Below are 21602 nucleotides of genomic sequence, written 5' to 3'. Positions count from 1 at the left end.
AGGAGAAATACGGTCTAGAATAGGTTAGGGGATTTCGAATTTTTGGCTTTTTATGATGTATTGATTTGTGGTAAATTTATGAAAATGAGAAAGTTAAATTCTTAAATGGTGGTGTGTTTTCTTTGAGTGGGATGAAAATAAGATATAAGGGCAATCTCTCATTTTTGTATTTTTTTATTATTAGATTAGTGAATAATGATTTTGGTGTTATTCTGAGTATCTTGGAAAGCAATCAATTGATTTACCTATTGTAAGATGTAATTCCTATAAACTTTATTTCATAATTCGATTGATAATTTTTTTATCTAGTAATAGTATTAATGTCTTATTAAATGTATGGAGGCAATTGCGGATACTATTTTTATACAGGTGAAATTAATCATACTTTATTTTAAAGGCTTTAATTGTCTAAAATAATCTTCTAAAATGATAGATTTGGTCTTTTTGGTAATGTCGCTATTTAAAAAATTGTCATATTTATTTTTAAGCCATCCATATTTTACCTTTAAATCAGGTTGGTCGTATCTTCTGCCATTAACAATAATATTCCTTAATGATTTATAAAATTCAATTAATTCATACTCATCTTGTATTATTAAGTGAGCGTTAGAAATATAGTCTATATAAAATTTTCCATCCAAATCTTCTTTAATATATCCAGAAATTGAATTATCTTTTACTTTTGATGATTTTATTTTTGATGAATTTGAATAATCATAAATTCTTTTATCCATTATTACTCTTGGGTACATAGCTGCTTTTGATTCCGTTTCATATGCATCAATTAATGCAGGCCCAAATAATATTTTTTCAGAATGGATGAATTTCCCATATGAAATAGCTCCCCTACAAATAATGCCTCTTTTAATTAAATTAATAATTATTTCTAATATGATTCTAAATACTTTTGGAGCGTTATTTGGACTTTCTTCGAGAAAAGAAATAACAATTGAATCAGAAAATTGAGTTACGTTAATATTATTTAAAATTGATTGATTTCCAGCAATTTCCCCCATTTTAGATAAAGTGTTGTGTAGATCAAGGATTTTTTCCTTTCTGTCTATAAAATTTCCTTTAGGCTCTTGCTTTTCAATAGTCTCTAAAACTATTTTCTTAAATCCTAAAATATCTAAGAATAACACAATGCGCTGATCGTATTTCATTATCATGAATATTTTGTTTGTTTGAAATTAAAAATAACTTTGATATGGTCTAAAGTCTATATTACCTAATGGATCCTTAATATCTTCAAGCAAGAACATATTGCCTTCAATAGTAAATTTTGAAATATTTGTGTGGCAATTCAAATTGTTTAACTTTGCTATTTGTAATAACTTATTGATGTTAGTTTCTAAATCTTCAATAGATATTGCAATGTCATTTACTAACGGAAGAGTATTAATTAAATCCTCAAATTCATCTTCATTAATAATTTTATTGTTATTATAACCAAGATTAATTCTGTTCCATTCCCATAAAATTGTTATTAGAAATTTAGAAATATCATTATTTGTATTCATAATATTAAAACCGTAACCAATAATATTATCGTGATTTTCAAATGGTACAAATAGAGGAAGAACATCATAATTATGACTTAAGATTAGCCTAGCAATTTGAATTTTTTCAGGGATCCATTCATTAAAAAATTCTTCAATATTTAAATAATCTTCTTCATCTTTTCCTTTTTCAATTGCGCTTAGAAATAAATTGTTTTTGCGTGCGACAATGATTGGTACTTGATTAAATTCTAGGATGTTTAAACTTGTTAAACAAAAACAGCTTTCAAATAATAAGTTGACAAATAAAAATGAATTGTTTAGGGCAATAGGCATATTATCTCTAAATTGAGTATATAGGAAATAAGGAAAAACATTATAATTGTCAGATTTGCTGATTAAATCTATTACGCTGGGATTGGTATTGTAGTTTTTAAAAACATTATTAAAAATACTTGTTTTTATTTCTTCATTTGAAGATTCTGGAATAATTATTAATTCTTCAATTTCATCGAATCTCGTGTAAATAAAATCACCATTCTTAATAGATGGAAATATTATTTCATTTAATGAATTAATTTGTTCTAATATTAAATTATAGGGTACTCCATAAAACGTGATAATTCTACCGTAGTTAAGAAATTTTTCTTTTAAAGAATCTGGTTGACTAAAAGATGTAATTATTTTAGCTATTAAAGGTTTAATGATGTATTTGTTAATGTATTTGCCATTAAAATCAATATTTTTTCTAGAAATATTGATATTGGTTTTATCCTTTATGTTAATTAAAATATTTGGCTTAAATGTAGTTTCAATTGATTGATAATTTAAAAAATCTTTTAGAAGAGAATATTTTCCGATTGGATAATAATGGTTATCAATGAATGTATAACCAAATTGGAAATCTTCAATAAGGATACCTTGGCAATATAATAAGTTTATTATCCCAATTTGATTGTAAGGATCTGTTTCATTGTTTTTTGGATTGGAATTAAAACTAATCCTTGATCTTTCTGAAAAATCATTATAATTAATTATGGAAAAATTACTAAAATTATCAGTGTTTAGTGTTTGCAGATCGAAATTAGAATCTTTAGGGATAATAAAATTAAAATAAGCTTCAACAACTTTGTTTGATATTGCAAATGATTGTGTCGTAAAATATTTATTAAAAATAGTTTTTTGAAAAGGCTTAACAGTTTTCTCAATTGGATAATTGGATTTATCGCTCGAATCGAGTTTAAATCCCCCATTGAAGTATTCAGAGTTAAAATTTAATTTTATATTTTTTAAAAAATTGAAATATATTTTTATAAAATCTAAAATATATTTTTCTTTTAATGAATTTTCATCGTTTAAATATATTTTTATTGATGTTCCTGTGTTTTTTACGGATGCTGGTGATTTTTTTACTGTTAGAAATTTGTTGTAGTTATTAATAGTTAAACTAATTTTTTCAATATTTTTAGATTCTTTAATAAATGGATCTATTGTTGTTTCGATTTCTACTTTTTCAGCATTCATAAAACAACTTAAAACACCAATTCCAAACTGTGATATTTGTTTTATTTTAGAATCAATTATGATTTTTTCACTACTATTAAAGTAGCTTTTGCCAATTTTTAAAAAATAATTCTCTATTACATATTCATCCATTCCTATGCCATTATCTTTAATAGTAATACATTGTTGAAGATTTTCTTGAGTTATATTTACTTCGATAGATGGTGTAAATGAATTTCCAAGGGTCTTATAAATTGACAGTTTTAGATTTATTGCATCAATTGAATTTTGTATTAATTCTCTAATAAATATATATGGGTTTGAATCATAAATTGCACTTGTCAATATTTTTAAAACTTTTTCTCTATCAAAATTAAATTCATATTCAAGTGGCTCAAAACCATCTGTTTCAATCCTCCAATCAATTGAATGGAAATTAATTTTATGATTTGGCTTGTAGCCCCTCATTAATTTAATGCATTCATCTAATTGATTTTTTATGTATTTTTTTAGATCTATTAATGTTGTGTAAATTTCAGAAGAGTTTGTTTGACCTTGAATTCTTAATATTTTTTGATCATGTTCCTTGAATACACTAATAGAATTAATCGAGTTGTGTTTTTGCCATTCAATTTCTGATATTTTGTTTTTAGGATTAATAAATTTCCATAATGCAAATGGTGTTCTTTTATTGGAAATGTCAAGTAAATCAATGAGTCGAAGATAAATAGATAAACTTTTTGTGTCTACAGCTTGAAATAAAACAGAATCATTTGAGCTATATTTGGATAAGTCTTTAAAATCCAACCAATGACCAATGCATATTTTTGATATGGTTTTTCCAAGTAATTTATTTTTATTATTAAAATATTTTTCGATTCTTTTTCCACTTCTTTCTGCATGAGTTTTTCGAATGTAATCTGCCCAAATTTCTTGAGTTAACTCATTGTTAGTTATGTTATTATTATCTATGTGCTCTTGAATTTTTGAAAACTCATCATCAATAAATGGATAATCTGAATTTTTCACTTTTTTAAGGATTGAATCTTTTTCGTGATTAGATACTGCCATTCCCCAATCATGTCCGTATAAAGAAACTATCAAACAAAATAATTCAACTTCATTCATTTGATTTAGGCTTGATTCATCTATTACTAATATGGCCAAATCAAAGAGGTTTGCAATGTGATTTATCTCATCATGAGGAGTGTATTCTGGAAAATCTATATTAGTTTGAGATATTTCAATTGAAATATTATTTGAGATTTCTTCTAAGAAACTAATAAAGCTAAAATCTTTATTTTTTGAATTGTTGATTTTAGATTTTAGTAATTTGATTAATTCATGGTTTAGGACTTTTTCAATCATATTTTTGAACTAAAATTTTTAAATTCTGTTTTTAATACAACTCCGAATTCAATCCAATCTTTTTTAAAATATTTATATAGTTAAAGTATAAGAAATATCGAAAATTAATTTGAAATCAAGAGTAAAGATTGTTCTGTTTTTGAGATAATTGGTTATACAAAAAATCCTCAATTTTCATTGAGGATTTTTTCTGTGGTGCCAGCTGGATTCGAACCAGCGACACAAGGATTTTCAGTCCTTTGCTCTACCAACTGAGCTATGGCACCTTCAAGTTTTTGTTTTTACAATCTGTTACTTGTCAGATTTTTGGTGGTGCCAGCTGGATTCGAACCAGCGACACAAGGATTTTCAGTCCTTTGCTCTACCAACTGAGCTATGGCACCTTTTTTTTGACATGTCCGTTACCGAACTTGCGATGCAAATATACCGTCCTTTTTCGAATTCTAAAACTTTTGCCTTAAATATTTTCGTTGAAATATTCAAAGTCTTGATTTTGATTGAGATAAAATTACATGAAATAAACATTGGGAATGGGCAAATAACGGTATCTTTGCACTTCAATAAAATATTATGAGTAAAAAAGGAAGAGTTTTGGTGGCAATGAGCGGTGGGGTAGATAGCTCCGTGGCTGCAGTCATGCTACACGAACAAGGATATGAGGTCATCGGGATCACGATGAAAACATGGGATTATGCTAGTTCCGGCGGCTCTTCAAAGGAAACAGGATGTTGTAGTCTGGACAGTATCAATGACGCAAGGACATTGGCTGTAAACTATGGCTTCCCGCATTACATCCTTGATATTCGTTCAGAATTTGGAGATTATGTGATTGACAATTTTGTTGATGAATATATTGCCGGAAGAACTCCGAATCCATGTGTGCTGTGCAATACCCATATCAAATGGGAGGCCTTGATGAAGCGTGCCGATAAATTGGATTGTGAATTTATTGCAACCGGTCATTATGCGAATATCCGCATGCATGACAATGGAAGATATGTGATCTCCAAGGGTAAGGACGAAAACAAAGACCAGTCTTATGTGCTTTGGGGCGTTTCCCAGGAGAACTTGGCGAGGACGCAATTCCCTTTGGGAAGTTTTACCAAAAAGGAAATCCGCCAGATGGCACTAGATATGGACCAAAAGGAATTGGCGAATAAATCGGAGAGTTACGAGATCTGTTTTGTTCCTGACAACGATTATCGCTCCTTCCTAAGACATAAACGTCCTACATTGGACCAAGAGATCGGACCGGGTAATTTTATCCTTTCTGACGGTACCGTAGTGGGTCAGCATATTGGTTATCCATATTTCACGATCGGACAGCGTAGAGGCTTGGGAATTGCCCTAGGTAAGCCAATGTTCGTGATCCAGATCTTACCGGAATCCAATTCGGTGGTATTGGGTGAGGAACATGAGCTGGAAAGAAGCCAAGCATTTGTCAAGAACATCAATCTGGTGAAGTATGCATCCCTTGATGAACCGATGGAAGCGATCACCAAGATCCGTTACAAGGATTCAGGTGCTATCTCGACCTTGACCCAACAAGGGGATATCATGAAGGTGGATTTTGTGCATAATGTAAAAGGGATTGCTCCAGGTCAGTCGGCTGTTTTCTATGAAGGCGATGATTTGATCGGTGGTGGTTTCTTGATGAAAGAAGAAAGATAATTCCAGAGCACTTTTGTAAAAAAGTGAATCAATAGAAAAGCTAAAAGGCGATGTGTACAGCACATCGCCTTTTGTTGTTTTAGGAACTATTTTGTTTGGATGGGGTTGTTAGGTTTTTGTAGGAAACGGGATTGGTTTTATTCGAGACATATTCGGAATTTTCGCAATATGTCTCGAATGAGAGTAAAAGGAGACTGGGAGGATGTGGTTGAGTTTTTATTGATGGGTTTGGGGATGGTTAAGGGAAGGTGAGGGGAAGGGATGTGAAAGGGTAATGTTTTGGTTTTTGGAATGTGAGGAGGAGATGGGGGAAGGGGATTAGTGAAAATTTGAGGGAAGTTGAACCAGGATTCGTGGGATGAGGGGGGGCGGCTCCGCTCACCCACCGGATGGACCAAGAACTATTCCGACGGTCGAGCGGAGTCGAGACCCGGCACAGGATTATTTGCTGATTAAATATTTTGAAAACCCCTAGGGGGCTGACATCTTTGTAGCACCCTGCTGCTGATCAAAGGATAACCCACAGTGTGGGTGAAATCTTTTTCAATTTTTGTTTTATGATTTGCTTAGGAAGTTGCTTGTCTTTTTTTCTCACCTGAACTGCCTATTTCAAATTTTCCAATCCAAAAGTAGCCAATTTATCTACGATGGGTAAAGTTTTTAAACCCAATTCGGTTAAACTGTATTCAACTCTCGGGGGAATTTCAGGATATGATTTTTTGGAAACTAATTTGTTTGCAACCAAGGAGTTCAGTTCTTGAATCAGCATTTTTTCACTGATTTTGGGAATGCAGCGTTTGAGTTCACCATAGCGGATTACTCTTTCGTTTATCTGAAATAATATCAGTAATGTCCATTTACCGCCCAATAACCCCAAAGATTTCCGTACAGGACAGTTTTCGTCTGACTGCTTAATTATTTTTTTAGTTTTTTCCATTTGATAATCAGTAATTCTAACAAATAGGTAAGTACTGTACCATTAGGTTAGTACTTGTACAAAGGTAAGTAATGTCCTAATTTTGCACAATAAACAAATAAAATTATTTATTATGACAGCAATAGAAGTAGTAATAGCTTATGGGGAAGCACTTGGCAAAGGCGATATCCCAACTGCATTTTCGTATTTTTCAGATAACGTTAAATGGCATCAGCCAGGCGACAATCAATTTTCGGGTTTGAAAAATGGTGCTAATGAAATCGGCAAAATGATTGCTGGAATGATGGAAGTTTCCAAGGGAACTTTTGCATTAACGCCTAATGGCAATTTAATGGTCAATGGCGAATTGGTTGCTATGCCTTTGCGTTTCAGTGGTACAATAGAAGACCGCAAAATGGATATGAATGGCATTGATTTGTTCAAAGTAGAAAACGGAAAGATTACCGAAGTGTGGTTGTTTTCAGGTGATCAAGAAGCTGAAAATACTTTTTGGGGGAAATAGTGAAATATTATTCAATGGGCAAAAATGGTAAAGGAGCATTCTAAATGAATGCTCTTTTTTTTGTGCCGAGAAAAGCAACAAAAAGAACGGTTGAAAAATATTTCACCCACGCTGTGGGTTCGCCGCTTATCGAGCTGGTTATTCTATAAAGATTTCACCCCCGCTGGGGGTTTTAAAAAAATATGGGCAATATTTCCGAGACCTGACGGCGCAGCCGAAGGGTGACACGAAAGGGTTTAGAAAAGATTTCACCCTCGCTTAGGGTTTTCCACAAACATCATCCTTCCGAAGGAAGTCCTTTAGCCTCCGGCACATTTCCAGTGGCGGAAAAATGGATAGAATGCCGATGTCCTGTGCGATGGGATTGGCCTTGGAATGCTTTCAAAAGATCATCCCATCAAAAGGGATGATCTTTTGAAAGATATTCCCGACAACAAGGCATTCTATCCATGTGCGGATGATTGTGCGAAAAGCCACCTTAAATGGGCCGAAGCGTTTTGCTTACTTTTGCGCTTCAAAAGTAACGATGAGATTTTGGTGAAAAATATTCCACCCACGCTGAGGGTTGACCGTTGATCGATTTTCATTTTTTAAAAAGATGTTACCTATGAGGTTTTGTGTTGTGGATTTGTACAGGCGAGGGTTTGAGAATCGAGGAATTTCTTTAATCAAAATTGATGGTAATTTAGGTTTGTATGGGGCGGGCGTATGCGATACGCCCCTACAATATTGGGGACTTTCCAGCGAATAATTGATTAAAATCTTGGCCCATCCTCCCATCCTCGTTGGGTGAGCCGTACCCTGAGCGGCGTCGAAGGGGAGTCGAACCCAATCTTGGTTCAAACCTAAGCTCAACAGCGGTTTTGGTTACTTTTGGGCTCCAAAAGTAACAGAGGAAATGGATGATAAATATTCCGCCCACGCTGTGAGGTATCCGTGGACCGTTGATCGATTTTGATTTTTTAAAAAGATGTTACCTATGAGGTTTTGGGTTGTGGATTTGTACAGCAGAGAGTTTGAAAATCTAGGAATTTCTTTAATCAAAATTGATATTAATTTAGGTTTGTATATGGCGGGCGTATGCGATACGCCCCTACAGTATTGGGGACTTTCCAGCGAATAATTGATTAAAATCTTGGCCCATCCTCCCATCCCGTACCCTGAGCGGCGTCGAAGGGGAGTCGAACCCAATCCTGGTTCAAACATACACTCAACAGCGGTTTTGGTTACTTTTCCTCGAAAAGTAACACAAAAAAAAACAGTAGCAGCTTTCCGCCACTACTGTTTCTATCTTAAAGATTACTCCTGTTTCCAGGAACTAATCCTATTATCCTTATAATTTACCTACTTCTTGAGCTAGGTCGATAATTTTGTTAGAGTAACCCCACTCATTATCGTACCATGAAACCACTTTCACGAAGTTGTCGTTCAAAGAGATACCAGCTTTAGCGTCGAAGATCGAAGTACGAGCATCACCTAAGAAGTCAGTAGAAACTACATCATCTTCAGTGTATCCAAGGATTCCTTTCAATTCGCCTTCAGAAGCATCTTTCATTGCTTTTTTGATTTCTTCGTAAGAAGCGCCTTTTTCTAGACGTACTGTTAAGTCAACAACAGAAACGTCAGCAGTAGGAACACGTAAAGACATACCAGTCAATTTACCTTTCAATTCAGGTAATACAAGACCAACTGCTTTAGCAGCACCAGTAGAAGAAGGGATGATGTTTTGGTAAGCACCACGTCCACCTCTCCAGTCTTTTACTGAAGGACCGTCAACTGTTTTTTGAGTAGCAGTCACCGCGTGAACTGTAGTCATCAGACCTTCCACGATACCGAATTTATCGTTCAATACCTTAGCGATAGGTGCTAAACAGTTTGTAGTACAAGAAGCGTTAGAAACGATGTTGTATTCTGGTTTAAGATCTTTATGGTTTACACCCATTACGAAAGTAGGTGTGTCGTCTTTTGCAGGAGCAGACATAATTACTTTCTTAGCACCAGCTTCGATATGTTTTTGAGCTAATTCTTGAGTCAAGAAGAAACCTGTAGATTCGATTACCACTTCAGCACCTACTTCATTCCATTTCAGGTTAGCAGGATCTTTCTCAGCAGTAACGCGGATAGTTTTTCCGTTAACGATTAAGTTTCCGTCTTTTACTTCAACAGTACCGTCAAATTGACCGTGTGTTGAATCGTATTTCAACATGTAAGCTAAGTAATCAGGTTCCACTAAGTCGTTAATACCTACTACTTCGATATCACTGCGTTTTACTGCAGCTCTGAATGCTAAACGGCCAATACGGCCAAATCCGTTAATTCCAATTTTCATTTTTACTAATTTTTATTTATAAAATATTTAACAAGGTTTTGTACAGGTTCTCTAATAATGGTGCCCACGGCCAAATGGTTTTCTTTGGCGATTTCGCGCAACCAATCGGCGTAATTATTAGCAACTGAACCTGTGAAATTCAAGGTTGAATCAGGGTAAGTCTCAGAAAGAGGGATCAAATATGTCTTCACATAGGTTTCAAGACCTTTTTTGATGATTCCTTCCATGTAGGGGTCATCCTTGTTTTCTAGGATGAAATCGGCGAAAGAGGTCAGGAAGATATTTGGGTTCGGGCTGTTGTACGTTTTGTCCAGGATTACCTTGCGATCGATATTGTGTTTGTTCAATAGTTTTTCGCGGAATCCCTGGGGCATGGCTTCGGTCAGGAAATCCTTGAGGATCTGACGGGCCTGCCAGTTTGTAGAAGCTTCATCCGCTAGGATGTAGCCCAGGCCAAAATTGTTCTCTACGACTTTACGTCCGTTATAATAAGCAGCATTTGATCCACTACCGATGATGCCGATGATTCCCTTTTCGTTTCCGAAGGTGGAGATCGCCGAGGCCAACATATCGTGGCTGGCTTTGACTTTGGCATTCTTGAAGAAATTGGAAAATACCTTTTCGATCTTTTCCTGTCTTTCTTTGGAAGATGCACCGGCGCCGAAGAAATAGATCTTGCGGATCCGTTCGGCATTGTTGATCAGTTGGGTGTTTTTATTGAGCAGTTGAAAGATAAATCTTTCATCTTGGATATACGGGTTGATACCGGTAGTGCGGAATCCATGCAGGATCCTGCCTTTTTCGGCAAGGCGCCAATCGGCATATCTTGATCCACTAAAAACGACTGCAATCATAAGTTTATATGTTCATTACTTCTGCAATAGTGATAAGTTCTTCGTCCAGTTTGAATTCTTTGCCCCGCAAAGCCTCCTCTAGCGTGGTGCTTACCATTTTGCTACCGCGTATTCCTACTGTAGCGCTTCTATTGCCATTTATTAGTTCATTGACGGCGAAGTATCCCATTCGGGTTGCAAGTACTCTGTCGAAACTACTTGGGGATCCTCCACGCTGTAAATGTCCTAATATACTAACTTTTGTGTCATAAAAATCAAATTTTTCTTCCACGCGTTTAGCGACATTATAGGCGCCGCCATTTTTATCACCTTCGGCGATAATAACGATCATGGAGGTTTTATTTCTATCTTTTGCTACTTCCAGCATCTCGATCAGTTCGTCGATGGCGGTATCTTTTTCAGGGAGCATAATGGCTTCAGCGCCACCAGCCACACCGGCATTCAGAGCGATACATCCCGAGTCTCTACCCATTACTTCAACGAAAAACAGACGGTTATGTGATGCGGCAGTGTCCTTAATTTTGTCAATGGCATCAATAACAGTATTGTTTGCGGTGTCAAAGCCCAGGGTATAGTCAGTACCGTACAGATCGTTGTCGATCGTTCCAGGGATACACATCACTGGGATGTCATATTCTTGTGAGAACACTTCGGCACCCGTAAAGGTTCCGTCTCCACCGATTGCCACTAAGGCATCGATGCCCACACGTTTGATATTTTCGTAAGCTTTTTTACGTCCTTCGGGAGTTCTAAATTCAGGGCAGCGAGCAGATTTCAGAACCGTTCCACCTTTTTGAAGGATAGAACTGACCGAGCGACTTACCATTTCGGTGAAATCTCCCTCGATCATACCTTCGTATCCCCTAAATATACCTGTTACTTTGAGGTCGTTGAAAAGTGCTGTTCGAACTACTGCGCGAATGGCTGCATTCATGCCTGGAGCGTCTCCTCCTGATGTATAAACGCCAATCCTTCGTATCTTGTTCATTAGGTCTTTCTTATTTTTTAGAAATACGAATATAATGTGTATTTCTTACACTATTAAATTTTTTTAGTAATTTGTTTGTGTAATTCTTATTATTGTTGAGGTTTTAGGGGAAACAATTGATCAATTAAAATAAATTTAGATTTTGCAAACACATTTTACCATAGATTGTGTCATTCTGACATTTGATGAGGGCCAACTAAAAGTATTGTTAGCGGAAAGAAATGAATATCCTTATAAGGATTGGTGGGCTCTACCGGGCTATTTTGTGAATAAATACGAGGAAATGGCCGATGCGGTGGCTCGTATCCTATTCGAGATGACCGGCTTAAAGGATATTTACATGGATCAATTGGCGGCCTTCGCCGGGGTCAAACGACATCCCGAAGGTCGGATCTTGACGGTCGCTTACATGGCCTTGGTCCAGATGGAAGAGGTCAAGAATAAAATTTCTTCAGGCAGCACTTATATGCGCCAGTTGAAATGGTTTCCTGTAACAGAATTGCCAGACCTGGCCTTTGACCACAAGGATATTATTGAGCTAAGCTTGGACCGACTGAAGAAAACAGTTACTTTTTCTACTACTCCCTATGAATTATTACCAGCCAAATTTACCCTGACCCAATTGCAGCAGGTTTATGAGGCACTACTCCATAAACAACTTGATAAAAGAAACTTTAGGAAAAAAATCAATAATCTGGGTTATCTCAAAGAATTGAACGAATTCCAAAAAGGAGTATCCTATCGTGCTGCCAAACTATATTCATTCGATAAAAAGAAATTCCACAAAATCTTTAGCCAGGATTAAAAAACATCTTCCTTAAATTTTTGTCTAAACGTAGTCCTTGTGTTAAAAAAGTGTTAATCGTCACTTTTTTGACAAAGGGATGATATTATTTGCTGTCAATTTTATACTTTTGAACAATTTTTAGAAAAAGTCAAAAATAAAAAAGGTATAAAATGGAGAACCGTAAGGATCAAATCATTGATGCAGCGTTAAAACGCTTCTCTCATTTTGGTTTTCATAAAACCACAATGAATGAAATTGCTGATGATCTGCGAATTACAAAAGCCAATCTTTACTACTATTACCCAGATAAGTCAACTCTTATTTTAGATGTATTGATAAAGATTGGAAATGATGTGTATGCAGGAGAGAAGGAAATTGTAGAATCGTATTCAGGAGATATCATGAAGACGATGACGGATGTGTTGGATTATAGGGCTGCCTATACACGTAAATATTATGTGTTGCATATCTGTGAGAACCTGGACTGGATCAAAGGTCTAGATCTAAATGAAGTGATGCAGGATTTCTACAAACGCGAGGTAGCCTTGATCAAGATGCTATTCCAGCGATCTGTAGATGCGGGTGAATTGATCATGGACGATATCGAAGGATGTGCGCAGACTCTGGTCGAAGTACAGAAAGGACTTGGGATCATCCATACCATTTCGGATGTCATCACAGGCATTCCCAATGAGTCGAATGTAGACAAGATCGTCGAGAGTCAAAAAAGAGCGCTAAAATTAATTTTCGAAGCACGAATAGCTAGCAATAAATAGAATGAATAAAACTAAACTCATGGCCCTTATGGTAGCTGGAATGCTATCTGGATCATTGTTACATGCACAAGAGACCTTGACCTTGCAGGAAGCGGTAAAATTTGCATTGGAAAATAAAGCTGAAGCCAAAAAGGCAATGCTCGACCTAGAAAACTCGGAGTACCAAATCGATGAGGTTAGGGCAGGGGCTTTACCACAGATCAACGGCTCGGCAAGTGTAAAATACAATGCGATCATTCCAAGTATGCCATTGGAGGTGGGGGGACAGACCCAATACCTTAAAATGGGTCAGCCTTGGAACTCCACTGCTGGACTTTCGGTGAACCAACAGATCTTCAACCAATCATTGTTCACTGGTTTGAAAGCAGCAAGGACTACTCGCGAATTTTATACGATCAACAGACAATTGACCGACGAAACTTTGATCGAGAAAGTTGCCAATGCCTATTATGATGTTTTCCAAACGCAATTGCAATTGGAAACCATCGACAATAACTTGGAAAATACAAACAAGACCAAAACGGTTATCGAAGGTTTGGTAACTGCGGGTATTGCTAGACAGATCGATTTAGATCGTATCATCGTAAATATCAACAATTTGGTAGCACAGAGACAGATTGTTGTCAATGCACTGGAGCTGAAGGAGAATGCCTTGAAGTTTGCTATCGGTATGCCAATTGAAACTGATATCGAATTACCAGAGGAAACATTTGATGTGAACCTGGAGCTGGCAACAACAACCATGGATTTAGCGGGAAGAACTGAAATCAAATTGATGGAAAAACAAGCTGAATTATTGGAATTAAATAGAAAAAGCATGAAAGCTGCTTATTATCCATCCCTATCATTTGGTGGTGATATCGGTTACCAAGGTTTCGGTCAAGGGATTCCGGGAAGCAATGACTTCAAATGGTTCCCAACATCAGGACTGGGCTTGAACCTTTCTATTCCAATCTTCAATGGTGGATCTACCAAAGCGAAGATCAATCAAGCGACCATACAGATCAAGCAATTGGAGGTTGATATGGAAGACACCCGTTTAGGGCTGAACTTGGCGAATGAAAATGCGAAAGCGCAGATCAAGAACAGTTTGTTGACCGTTGATGCTAACAGAAGAAACGTACAGTTGTCGAAAGAGGTTTTGGAAGACACCCAAAACAACTACCGTAACGGTTTGGCAACCTTGACCGAGCTTTTAGATGCTGAGAATGCATTGGCTACGGCAGAGAACAACTTGAATACCTCTTTATTGAATTATAAGATTGCCGAGGTCCAATTGATCAAAGCAAACGGACAGTTAAAATCATTAGTAAACGAATAATATAACCACATAAATGAAACGTACATTAATTACCCTAATTGTTATCATTGCTGCTGGAGCAGGTATTTACTTTATCCTCCAAAAGAATAAAGCAAAAAATGATGCAGATACAGCTGCAGTAGCTGAGAAGAACGCTGCAGTGGCAGTTCGTATCGATACTGCTGAGAATAGCGATATGAGCTTAGAATACCTAGCGAATGGTACTTTTATGCCAAAACAAGAAGTAACGGTAGCAGCAGAAACTGGTGGTCGTGTGGTTCGTGTTATGGTTGATGAAGGATCAAGAGTTTCAGCAGGCCAAACTTTGGCAATCGTTGAAGGCGATAAGTTGAATGTAAATGTGGCCAACGCACAGGCATCTTACGATAATGCGCTAGCTAACTTACAACGTTATGAAAATGCACTTACTACAGGTGGTGTTACGCAACAACAGGTAGATCAAATGCGCCTGCAATTTGAAAGTTCAAAAAACAACTTGAAAAGCGCAAAATTGACTGCTGGTGATGTTACGATCAAAACCTCAGTTGCAGGTATCGTGAATTCACGTAAGATTGAGCCCGGAGCATATGTAAGCCCAGGTACTCCCGCATTTGATATCGTCAATGTTAGCACCTTGAAATTGCGTGTGAATGTGGATGAAAAGAATGTTGCAACCCTTCGTGTTGGACAGGTTGTAAAGGTTAGAGTGAGTGTTTATGCTGACAGGGAATTTACAGGAAAGATTACTTTTATCGCACCTAAATCAGATGGTAGCTTGAACTTCCCTGTAGAGATCGAGATAGCGAACAATCCGAATAATGAATTGCGTGCAGGTATGTACGGTACAGCCGTATTCGGCGCAAGCGGTACATCAAGCGTATTGGTGGTTCCTAGAACAGCATTCGTAGGTAGTATTTCGGATAACAAAGTATTCGTTTTGAAAAACGGAAAAGCAGTAGAATCAGAGGTTGTAGCAGGAAGAAGCTTTGGTGATAATATTGAGGTTCTTAGCGGTTTACAAGCTGGTGACCAAGTTATTGTTTCAGGTCAAATCAACTTGTTTAACAACTCACCTGTTGAAATCATTAAATAATTTGTGCTAAGAACGAAGTCATAAAATGAAGATTACTGAAATATCGATAAAACGTCCGAGTCTGATCATAGTATTATTCATACTATTGACATTAGGCGGGATATTCTCATATACCCAATTGGGTTATGAGTTGATACCCAAGTTTGAGGTAAACGTAATTACCATCCAAACGGTGTATCCAGGTGCTTCACCTTCCGAGGTTGAGAGTACTGTAACCAAGAAAGTCGAGGATGCTGTATCCTCTTTGGAAAATATCAAGAAATTGGAATCAACCTCCTTGGAGAACGTTTCGATTGTTATGATCACCCTGAATGATGGAGCGGATGTCAACTTCCTGCTCACGGATGCCCAGCGGAAGATCAATGCGGTCTTAAATGACCTCCCTGAAGACGTTGAGGCTCCATCCTTGAATAAATTCTCCTTGGATGATATCGCCATCATGAGCTTGGCGGTGACCTCCAACCAATCGGAGAAAGAATTGTACGACCTGTTGGACAACAAGATACAGCCGATCTTTGCGCGTATCTCTGGGGTTGCCAAAGTAGACATGGTCGGTGGTGAAGAACGTGAAATCCAGGTTTCCGTGGATCCACAAAAAGCGGAGGGTTATGGTGTTTCCATTTCCCAAATCCAAAACGTAATTGCTCAGTCCAACTTGGATTTCCCTACGGGTAACGTGAGTACACGTGAGTCGAGAACGACGATCCGTTTGGCAGGTAAGGTGGTGGATGTGGAAGAGTTGAGAAACTTGCCGATTACCACTCCTTCAGGTGTAACGATCTTCTTGAAAGATGTTGCCGATGTTCAGGATGGAATCAAGGAAATCGAGAAAATCGCTCGTTTAGATCGTAAGAACACTATTTTATTGCAGGTGTTCAAACAGTCGGATGCGAATGCGGTAGAGGTTTCCAAATTGGTAAAAGAAACCATTGAAACGGTTCAGGTTGATTACAAAACAGATAATATACAGATCAGGGTTGCGAACGATTCAACGGATTATACCTTGAACGCAGCAGACAACGTAATCCACGATTTAATGATTGCGATTGCCTTGGTAGGTTTTATCATGTTGTTCTTCTTGCACAGTTTGAGAAACGCGGCCATTACGATGATTGCGATTCCATTGTCCTTGATTGCAACCTTTATCGGTTTGTTATTGATGGGCTATACTTTGAACTTGATGTCCTTGTTAGGTCTATCCCTAGTGGTAGGTATCTTGGTCGATGATGCGATCGTTGTAATCGAGAATATCCACCGCCATATGGAGATGGGTAAGAATAAGGTTCGCGCGGCTTATGATGGGGCAAAAGAGATTGGATTTACCGTATCGGCAATTACTTTGGTTATCGTGGTGGTATTCTTACCGATTGCGATGTCAACAGGTTTGGTGGCCAACATTCTTGCACAGTTCTGTGTGACGGTAATTATTTCCACTTTATTATCCCTATTGGTTTCCTTTACGGTGGTGCCATGGTTGTATTCACGTTTCGGAAAACTAGAGCATATCAATCCTAATTCCTTTATCGGAAAGATTGTACATGGTTTTGAGGCAGGATTGACCGCATTCACGCATTGGATCACAGGTATCCTAGAATGGTGTTTGAAAAACTGGAAGACCAAATTGGCAACTTTGTTTATCGCCTTGGTTCTATTCTTTGGTTCATTCGCATTGGTAGGACTTGGATATATTGGTACCGATTTCTTCCCAGCATCAGATAAGGGAGAATTCATGATCCAGTTGGAATTGGAAAAAGATGCGTCTTTGGAGAAAACCAACTTCCTGACACAAAAAGCGGAGTCTATCATTGAGTCTAAGCCAGAAGTAGAAAGTATCATTACCACGGTAGGTCAATCTTCAGATGGGGTGATGTCTACTGCAGGTTCACGCTATAAGTCGGAGATCCACGTAATCTTAAAAGATACCTATACAGAAAGTTCCAAGGTTTATTCAGCTCGATTGAAACGTGAGTTGGAGAATAAATTGATCGGTTCCAAAGTTACAGCCGTAAATATGGGCTTGATGGGAGCAGAGCAAGCGCCTTTGAAATTGACCGTTATGGGTTCAGATTTGGAAGATGCACGTGAGTTTGCGATCAAAGCGGAAGAGATTTTACGTAATATTCCTGGAGCTACAGGGGTGAAATTGACTTCGGAAGATGGTAACCCTGAGATCCGCGTTCAAGTGGACCGTGATAAGATGACTTCACTTGGATTGAATGTGGCAACTGTGGGTATGACCATGCAGACTGCATTCTCAGGTAACACAGACAATAAATTCCGCGCTGGTGATAACGAATATGATATCAATATCCGTTTTGCTGAAAGTGGAAGAGCGAATATCAATGATGTTAGAAACTTGAAGTTTATCAATAACCAAGGAGCTACCATTTCATTGGATCAGTTTGCGACTGTAGGTTACGGTTCAGGGCCAACTTTATTGGAACGTCGCGATAAATCACCTGCTGTATCTGTACAAGGTTCGGTAGTTGGTCGCCCAATGGGTACGGTGGCTGCAGAATGGGAAACAGGGTTCTCTCAATTAGAGCGTAAGCCAGGTGTAGTATATGTATGGGGTGGTAACATGGAGAGCCAAACTGAGGGTTTCGGTACCTTAGGAGTAGCCTTGGTTGCATCCATCTTATTGGTATACTTAGTAATGGTTGCACTTTATGACAGTTTCTCTACTCCATTTGTGGTATTGTTCTCGATTCCATTGTCATTTATCGGAGCGTTATTGTTGCTAGCTTTAACGAACCAGACTCTGAATATCTTTACCATCTTAGGTATTATCATGTTGATTGGTTTGGTGGCGAAGAATGCGATCTTATTGGTTGACTTTGCCAACCACCGGAAAGAACATGGTGATAGTACGCATGATGCCTTGGTTGCTGCCAACCATGCCCGTCTACGTCCGATCTTGATGACGACTATTGCGATGGTATTCGGTATGATCCCGATTGCATTGGCGACAGGTGATGGTGCAGATACCAACAGAGGTTTAGCGATTGTAATTATCGGGGGACTTTTATCGTCTCTATTATTAACCTTGGTTGTAGTACCGGTGGTTTACTCAATCTTCGATGGTTTCGGTCGTCGTTGGGGTAAGAAGGAAAAAACAGATTATGCAGAAATGATGGAAGCGGATTATGTTCCTAACGAACATTATGTCGATGAAATGGAAGTTAAGCATAACTAAACTCGAACAATTAATTTTCTAAATACCAAAGGCCTGGAATTCGTTTCAGGCCTTTTTTATGGATAATAGGGAAAAATTAGCCGCTGATTTGGATGGAAATGGCTTAGAAAACGATGGAAATTTATGGAAAAGTCAATGGTTAAACATGTAATTTAAATGCTGTAAAATCTATGTTTATTTTATGATTAAGGCTGTTTTGTGTTTTTTTGAGACCATGGAAAGCATTTACTTTTTTTAGAATTATATCCTTCTGTGGTGAATTTTACCGTACTTGGTAGCAAGCAAATTCCTCCAACGAATCGTATTAAATTTGAAATCGGTTTTTGGATCGAGATATTGAAAAATCACACACACTAACTATTATGCTAACGGCCTGAATCCGCAAGGGTCCAGGCCGTTTAATTTTTTCGTTTTTTTAATCTCCATCGTGGTCATCGACCTTATTCGGGTTAGGAGGCAGGGGATTGGTGTCACCTTCGGGACGTTTCCCAGTATCGGATTGCACCTTTTCATTTTCCTCCCGAGGTTGTTCGGTTTTGTCTTTTTCTAAATCTTCTGGTCTTGTTTCTTTCTGTTTACTCATGATGATCGTTTTTAAAATTTACTATGGATAGAACAAGGCAGGCTAGTTTATGTTCTTACAATTGTAGGTTGCATCAGCAAACATTTTAATTTCATGGCTGTTTGTAACAGGTAGAGAGCAACGATAATTTATGGAAAAACAAAAGAGCAAAGGTTTTTTTAAGGATACTTTTCAAATATTAAAGAATACTGTCATGGGATTTATGAATGAGGACAGTATGAAGTACAGTGCATCACTAGCTTATTATACGATATTTTCCCTTGGTCCCATATTGGTTTTGATGATTTCCCTTGCAGGGATCTTCTATGGAGAGGATGCCATCAAAGGCAAGTTGTTTTCTGAATTGAATGAGCTGGTCGGCTTGACCGCTGCCCGTCAGATCCAAGATGTAATCAAGAACCTGAGCCTTTCCGGTAAATCCAATCTGGCGATGATCGTCAGTATCGTGACCTTGATCATCGGTGCCACGACGGTTTTTGGAGATATGCAAAACTCGATAAACAAGATCTGGCATGTGAAGGCAAAGCCTAAAAAGGGCTGGTTAAAGCTTATTATGGACCGTTTGCTGTCTTCTTCCTTGATCATTGGATTAGGATTCTTATTGGTCGTGACTTTGGTTGTCAATGGTATTATCCTGGCCTTTACGGATAGGTTATTGCGGTTTTTCCCCGATATGACCGTCTATGTGATGGACGCGATCAATTTTGCCCTGACCTTCGGGATTACCTTTATTCTCTTTGCTGTGATCTTTAAGGTGTTGCCAGATGTGACCATAGGCTGGCGACCTGTAAAAGCTGGTGCCTTTTTTACGGCCATTCTTTTTGCTATAGGTCGGTTTGGGATCGGTTTTTACTTGCAATCCTCCGATACGGAATCTACTTATGGTACCGCAGCATCCATTGTCCTGATCTTGTTGTGGGTGTATTATACAGCGGCCATCCTTTATTTTGGAGCCATATTTACAAGAGAATTTGCCACATTCCATGGCATCAGCATAGAACCTTCGGAGTATGCTGTACATGTAGAACTGAAGGAAATAGAAAGGAATGTCAGTGAAATCCCCCCCGCGCCACTAACTGAGGAGGAAAAGGTTATTGAAAAATAATCAATTTAAGATGCTGTCTATAGGTATCCAAATAAACCTGGGACGGTAAACCGATGCTTTCTTCCACCAGAGTCTTTCGCTGTAGGTGTTCACATTATAGCTGATCAGAACCTTGTTATTCTTTCTGATCTGCGGATGGAACATGGCATTGTAGGTAAATAGGCTATCTGTTCTTAGTTCGGGTTCATTTATTTGATAGAGTAGTTTCTCCTGGCTGAAAGGTCCTTGGAAATCATTAGCTGTGTAGGAATATATCTTTCCGGGTATTTGATACCGATCTTGGTTCACTAAGACGATCTTCCCATTGAGCTCTCGAACACTGAACTGTTCGGATACCATACTCGTTATTCCCTGGATGGCTTGGCTCTGACTGGCATCCTTTACCCATTGGCTTCCATTCCAGTATTCCAATCTTTCCAGTTTATTCCCTTTGATCCTTGCACGCATGACATGCAGTTCGGATTTGAACTTGCTATTGTCTGCTTTTGAGCCGTAGATATAGAGTTCGTAATTTTTCCGGATAATGGCATGTCCGTAATGTATGGGGTTATTGGCATCAATAAATGGAGCACGGTGAAGGATTTGGTAATTTTTGGGGTCTAGGAGTAGAAAGTCACAGCCTTCGTATTGGAAAGCAAAAGGACCTTTTTCATTTGCCTTTTTGCTGTATTTGGCCATAAATACGAGCAGATGCTTCTTATAAAGCAGGGCATCACCAGGCCAATACCAATATTTGCCTCGCTCTTCATCTTTCACATCAATAAAAGAACTGGGCTGCTCAAAATTTCCAGAATATAGACTTTGAATGGAGTCTTTGATGTATAAAGTTGCTGTATTTCCTAAGATAAACTTAGATGGGGATTGGCGGATATTATCCTTAATGGGACCAAGGAAGGAGTCTCCCCAGAGGAAGAGCGATTTTCCTTGGCCCAGATCAATTGAAATGCTTCCATCTGCTCCTGATATCCCAATTGGGTTTGCAGGCAACAGCAGGTCTGTAAATGCGGAATCTACCGCAACGGTGTCTAATACCTCTACCTGAAAAGCCTCGACTTGGTTAATGCTCGTTAAGAACATTAGCAAGAGGCTCCATGGAACAAGCTTTCTCATC

General features: G+C 37.8%; 17 protein-coding genes and 2 tRNA genes. 9 read left to right on the top strand and 10 right to left on the bottom strand.

Annotation, left to right across the window (positions count from 1 at the left end; translation table 11 throughout):
• Window positions 1-386 precede the first annotated feature (386 nt).
• From ACK2WI_RS10530 to ACK2WI_RS10515, 4 genes are all read right to left on the bottom strand, one after another.
• Window positions 387-1163 carry a hypothetical protein gene (locus ACK2WI_RS10530; RefSeq protein WP_409150720.1) on the bottom strand — a complete coding sequence of 259 codons (777 nt, stop codon included), beginning with the start codon at window positions 1161-1163 and terminating at the stop codon, window positions 387-389.
• A 27-nt stretch (window positions 1164-1190) separates the two neighbouring features.
• A complete protein-coding gene (locus tag ACK2WI_RS10525; protein ID WP_409150718.1) occupies window positions 1191-4370 on the bottom strand; it encodes an ATP-binding protein in 3180 nt (1059 codons plus the stop codon).
• A gap of 193 nt (window positions 4371-4563) precedes the next feature.
• Window positions 4564-4636: transfer RNA gene (locus tag ACK2WI_RS10520), tRNA-Phe, on the bottom strand.
• A gap of 41 nt (window positions 4637-4677) precedes the next feature.
• Window positions 4678-4753 (bottom strand) — tRNA-Phe (locus ACK2WI_RS10515).
• A 187-nt stretch (window positions 4754-4940) separates the two neighbouring features.
• Between ACK2WI_RS10515 and mnmA the strand changes: the two genes are divergently transcribed.
• Window positions 4941-6041 carry a tRNA 2-thiouridine(34) synthase MnmA gene (gene mnmA, locus ACK2WI_RS10510; protein WP_093098082.1) on the top strand — a complete coding sequence of 367 codons (1101 nt, stop codon included), beginning with the start codon at window positions 4941-4943 and terminating at the stop codon, window positions 6039-6041.
• A gap of 604 nt (window positions 6042-6645) precedes the next feature.
• On the opposite strand, the gene ACK2WI_RS10505 is transcribed toward mnmA, so the two are convergent.
• Window positions 6646-6978 carry a helix-turn-helix domain-containing protein gene (locus tag ACK2WI_RS10505; protein WP_093098080.1) on the bottom strand — a complete coding sequence of 111 codons (333 nt, stop codon included), beginning with the start codon at window positions 6976-6978 and terminating at the stop codon, window positions 6646-6648.
• Window positions 6979-7090: 112 nt separating this feature from the next.
• On the opposite strand from ACK2WI_RS10505, the gene ACK2WI_RS10500 reads away from it, so the two are divergent.
• Both ACK2WI_RS10500 and ACK2WI_RS10495 read left to right on the top strand, forming a co-directional pair.
• Window positions 7091-7480: a nuclear transport factor 2 family protein gene (locus ACK2WI_RS10500; protein ID WP_093098079.1), complete on the top strand. Its 390-nt coding sequence runs from the start codon at window positions 7091-7093 to the stop codon at window positions 7478-7480.
• Between the two features lie 375 nt (window positions 7481-7855).
• On the top strand, window positions 7856-8056 hold the full coding sequence (locus ACK2WI_RS10495; protein WP_409150715.1) for a hypothetical protein: 201 nt from the start codon (window positions 7856-7858) through the stop codon (window positions 8054-8056).
• Window positions 8057-8813: 757 nt separating this feature from the next.
• Here the strand turns inward: ACK2WI_RS10495 and gap are convergent.
• From gap to pfkA, 3 genes are read right to left on the bottom strand one after another with little or no spacing between them, the layout of a single operon-like run.
• Window positions 8814-9809 (bottom strand): type I glyceraldehyde-3-phosphate dehydrogenase, encoded by a 996-nt coding sequence (gene gap, locus ACK2WI_RS10490; protein ID WP_409150714.1) that lies wholly within the window; start codon window positions 9807-9809, stop codon window positions 8814-8816.
• Between the two features lie 5 nt (window positions 9810-9814).
• The gene (locus ACK2WI_RS10485; protein WP_093098074.1) at window positions 9815-10663 is read right to left on the bottom strand and encodes a hypothetical protein; all 849 of its coding nucleotides are present in this window, start codon (window positions 10661-10663) and stop codon (window positions 9815-9817) included.
• Between the two features lie 4 nt (window positions 10664-10667).
• Window positions 10668-11651: a 6-phosphofructokinase gene (gene pfkA, locus ACK2WI_RS10480; RefSeq protein ID WP_093098073.1), complete on the bottom strand. Its 984-nt coding sequence runs from the start codon at window positions 11649-11651 to the stop codon at window positions 10668-10670.
• A gap of 142 nt (window positions 11652-11793) precedes the next feature.
• On the opposite strand from pfkA, the gene ACK2WI_RS10475 reads away from it, so the two are divergent.
• The 5 genes from ACK2WI_RS10475 (at window position 11794) to ACK2WI_RS10455 (ending at window position 18803) form a co-directional block, all read left to right on the top strand.
• Window positions 11794-12456, top strand: a complete 663-nt coding sequence (locus ACK2WI_RS10475) for an NrtR DNA-binding winged helix domain-containing protein (RefSeq protein WP_093098071.1) — start codon at window positions 11794-11796, stop codon at window positions 12454-12456.
• Window positions 12457-12608: 152 nt separating this feature from the next.
• Window positions 12609-13214, top strand: coding sequence for a TetR/AcrR family transcriptional regulator (locus ACK2WI_RS10470; RefSeq protein WP_409150713.1), 606 nt, complete (start codon window positions 12609-12611; stop codon window positions 13212-13214).
• 1 nt (window position 13215) lies between these two features.
• Window positions 13216-14535, top strand: a complete 1320-nt coding sequence (locus ACK2WI_RS10465) for a TolC family protein (RefSeq protein ID WP_093098068.1) — start codon at window positions 13216-13218, stop codon at window positions 14533-14535.
• 13 nt (window positions 14536-14548) lie between these two features.
• Window positions 14549-15607, top strand: a complete 1059-nt coding sequence (locus ACK2WI_RS10460; RefSeq protein WP_093098067.1) for an efflux RND transporter periplasmic adaptor subunit — start codon at window positions 14549-14551, stop codon at window positions 15605-15607.
• A 25-nt stretch (window positions 15608-15632) separates the two neighbouring features.
• Window positions 15633-18803 carry an efflux RND transporter permease subunit gene (locus ACK2WI_RS10455; protein WP_093098065.1) on the top strand — a complete coding sequence of 1057 codons (3171 nt, stop codon included), beginning with the start codon at window positions 15633-15635 and terminating at the stop codon, window positions 18801-18803.
• Window positions 18804-19218: 415 nt separating this feature from the next.
• Here the strand turns inward: ACK2WI_RS10455 and ACK2WI_RS10450 are convergent, their stop codons facing one another.
• A complete protein-coding gene (locus ACK2WI_RS10450; RefSeq protein WP_157739536.1) occupies window positions 19219-19386 on the bottom strand; it encodes a hypothetical protein in 168 nt (55 codons plus the stop codon).
• A gap of 130 nt (window positions 19387-19516) precedes the next feature.
• Here ACK2WI_RS10450 and ACK2WI_RS10445 point away from each other — a divergent pair, with 130 nt between their 5' ends.
• Entirely contained in the window at window positions 19517-20491 is a 975-nt protein-coding gene (locus ACK2WI_RS10445; RefSeq protein WP_312697756.1) for a YihY/virulence factor BrkB family protein, read from the top strand.
• Here ACK2WI_RS10445 and ACK2WI_RS10440 read toward each other — a convergent pair whose 3' ends face one another.
• Window positions 20492-21601 (bottom strand): hypothetical protein, encoded by a 1110-nt coding sequence (locus ACK2WI_RS10440; RefSeq protein WP_409150711.1) that lies wholly within the window; start codon window positions 21599-21601, stop codon window positions 20492-20494.
• Window position 21602 lies beyond the last annotated feature (1 nt).

It is taken from the genome of Sphingobacterium sp. BS-2 (genome assembly GCF_046161205.1).
GTDB lineage: Bacteria > Bacteroidota > Bacteroidia > Sphingobacteriales > Sphingobacteriaceae > Sphingobacterium > Sphingobacterium mizutaii.
This window is presented reverse-complemented; position numbering and strand designations above follow the sequence as displayed.

What these genes read in the sequence shown, in the direction of transcription:
- ACK2WI_RS10450 (WP_157739536.1), bottom strand. Translation starts at nt 19,386, where the DNA reads ATGAGTAAACAGAAAGAAACAAGACCAGAAGATTTAGAAAAAGACAAA.
- gap (WP_409150714.1), bottom strand. Translation starts at nt 9,809, where the DNA reads ATGAAAATTGGAATTAACGGATTTGGCCGTATTGGCCGTTTAGCATTC.
- ACK2WI_RS10495 (WP_409150715.1), top strand. Translation starts at nt 7,856, where the DNA reads ATGCTTTCAAAAGATCATCCCATCAAAAGGGATGATCTTTTGAAAGAT.
- ACK2WI_RS10500 (WP_093098079.1), top strand. Translation starts at nt 7,091, where the DNA reads ATGACAGCAATAGAAGTAGTAATAGCTTATGGGGAAGCACTTGGCAAA.
- ACK2WI_RS10505 (WP_093098080.1), bottom strand. Translation starts at nt 6,978, where the DNA reads ATGGAAAAAACTAAAAAAATAATTAAGCAGTCAGACGAAAACTGTCCT.
- ACK2WI_RS10440 (WP_409150711.1), bottom strand. Translation starts at nt 21,601, where the DNA reads ATGAGAAAGCTTGTTCCATGGAGCCTCTTGCTAATGTTCTTAACGAGC.
- ACK2WI_RS10470 (WP_409150713.1), top strand. Translation starts at nt 12,609, where the DNA reads ATGGAGAACCGTAAGGATCAAATCATTGATGCAGCGTTAAAACGCTTC.
- ACK2WI_RS10525 (WP_409150718.1), bottom strand. Translation starts at nt 4,370, where the DNA reads ATGATTGAAAAAGTCCTAAACCATGAATTAATCAAATTACTAAAATCT.
- mnmA (WP_093098082.1), top strand. Translation starts at nt 4,941, where the DNA reads ATGAGTAAAAAAGGAAGAGTTTTGGTGGCAATGAGCGGTGGGGTAGAT.
- ACK2WI_RS10455 (WP_093098065.1), top strand. Translation starts at nt 15,633, where the DNA reads ATGAAGATTACTGAAATATCGATAAAACGTCCGAGTCTGATCATAGTA.
- ACK2WI_RS10465 (WP_093098068.1), top strand. Translation starts at nt 13,216, where the DNA reads ATGAATAAAACTAAACTCATGGCCCTTATGGTAGCTGGAATGCTATCT.
- pfkA (WP_093098073.1), bottom strand. Translation starts at nt 11,651, where the DNA reads ATGAACAAGATACGAAGGATTGGCGTTTATACATCAGGAGGAGACGCT.
- ACK2WI_RS10460 (WP_093098067.1), top strand. Translation starts at nt 14,549, where the DNA reads ATGAAACGTACATTAATTACCCTAATTGTTATCATTGCTGCTGGAGCA.
- ACK2WI_RS10530 (WP_409150720.1), bottom strand. Translation starts at nt 1,163, where the DNA reads ATGAAATACGATCAGCGCATTGTGTTATTCTTAGATATTTTAGGATTT.
- ACK2WI_RS10485 (WP_093098074.1), bottom strand. Translation starts at nt 10,663, where the DNA reads ATGATTGCAGTCGTTTTTAGTGGATCAAGATATGCCGATTGGCGCCTT.
- ACK2WI_RS10445 (WP_312697756.1), top strand. Translation starts at nt 19,517, where the DNA reads ATGGAAAAACAAAAGAGCAAAGGTTTTTTTAAGGATACTTTTCAAATA.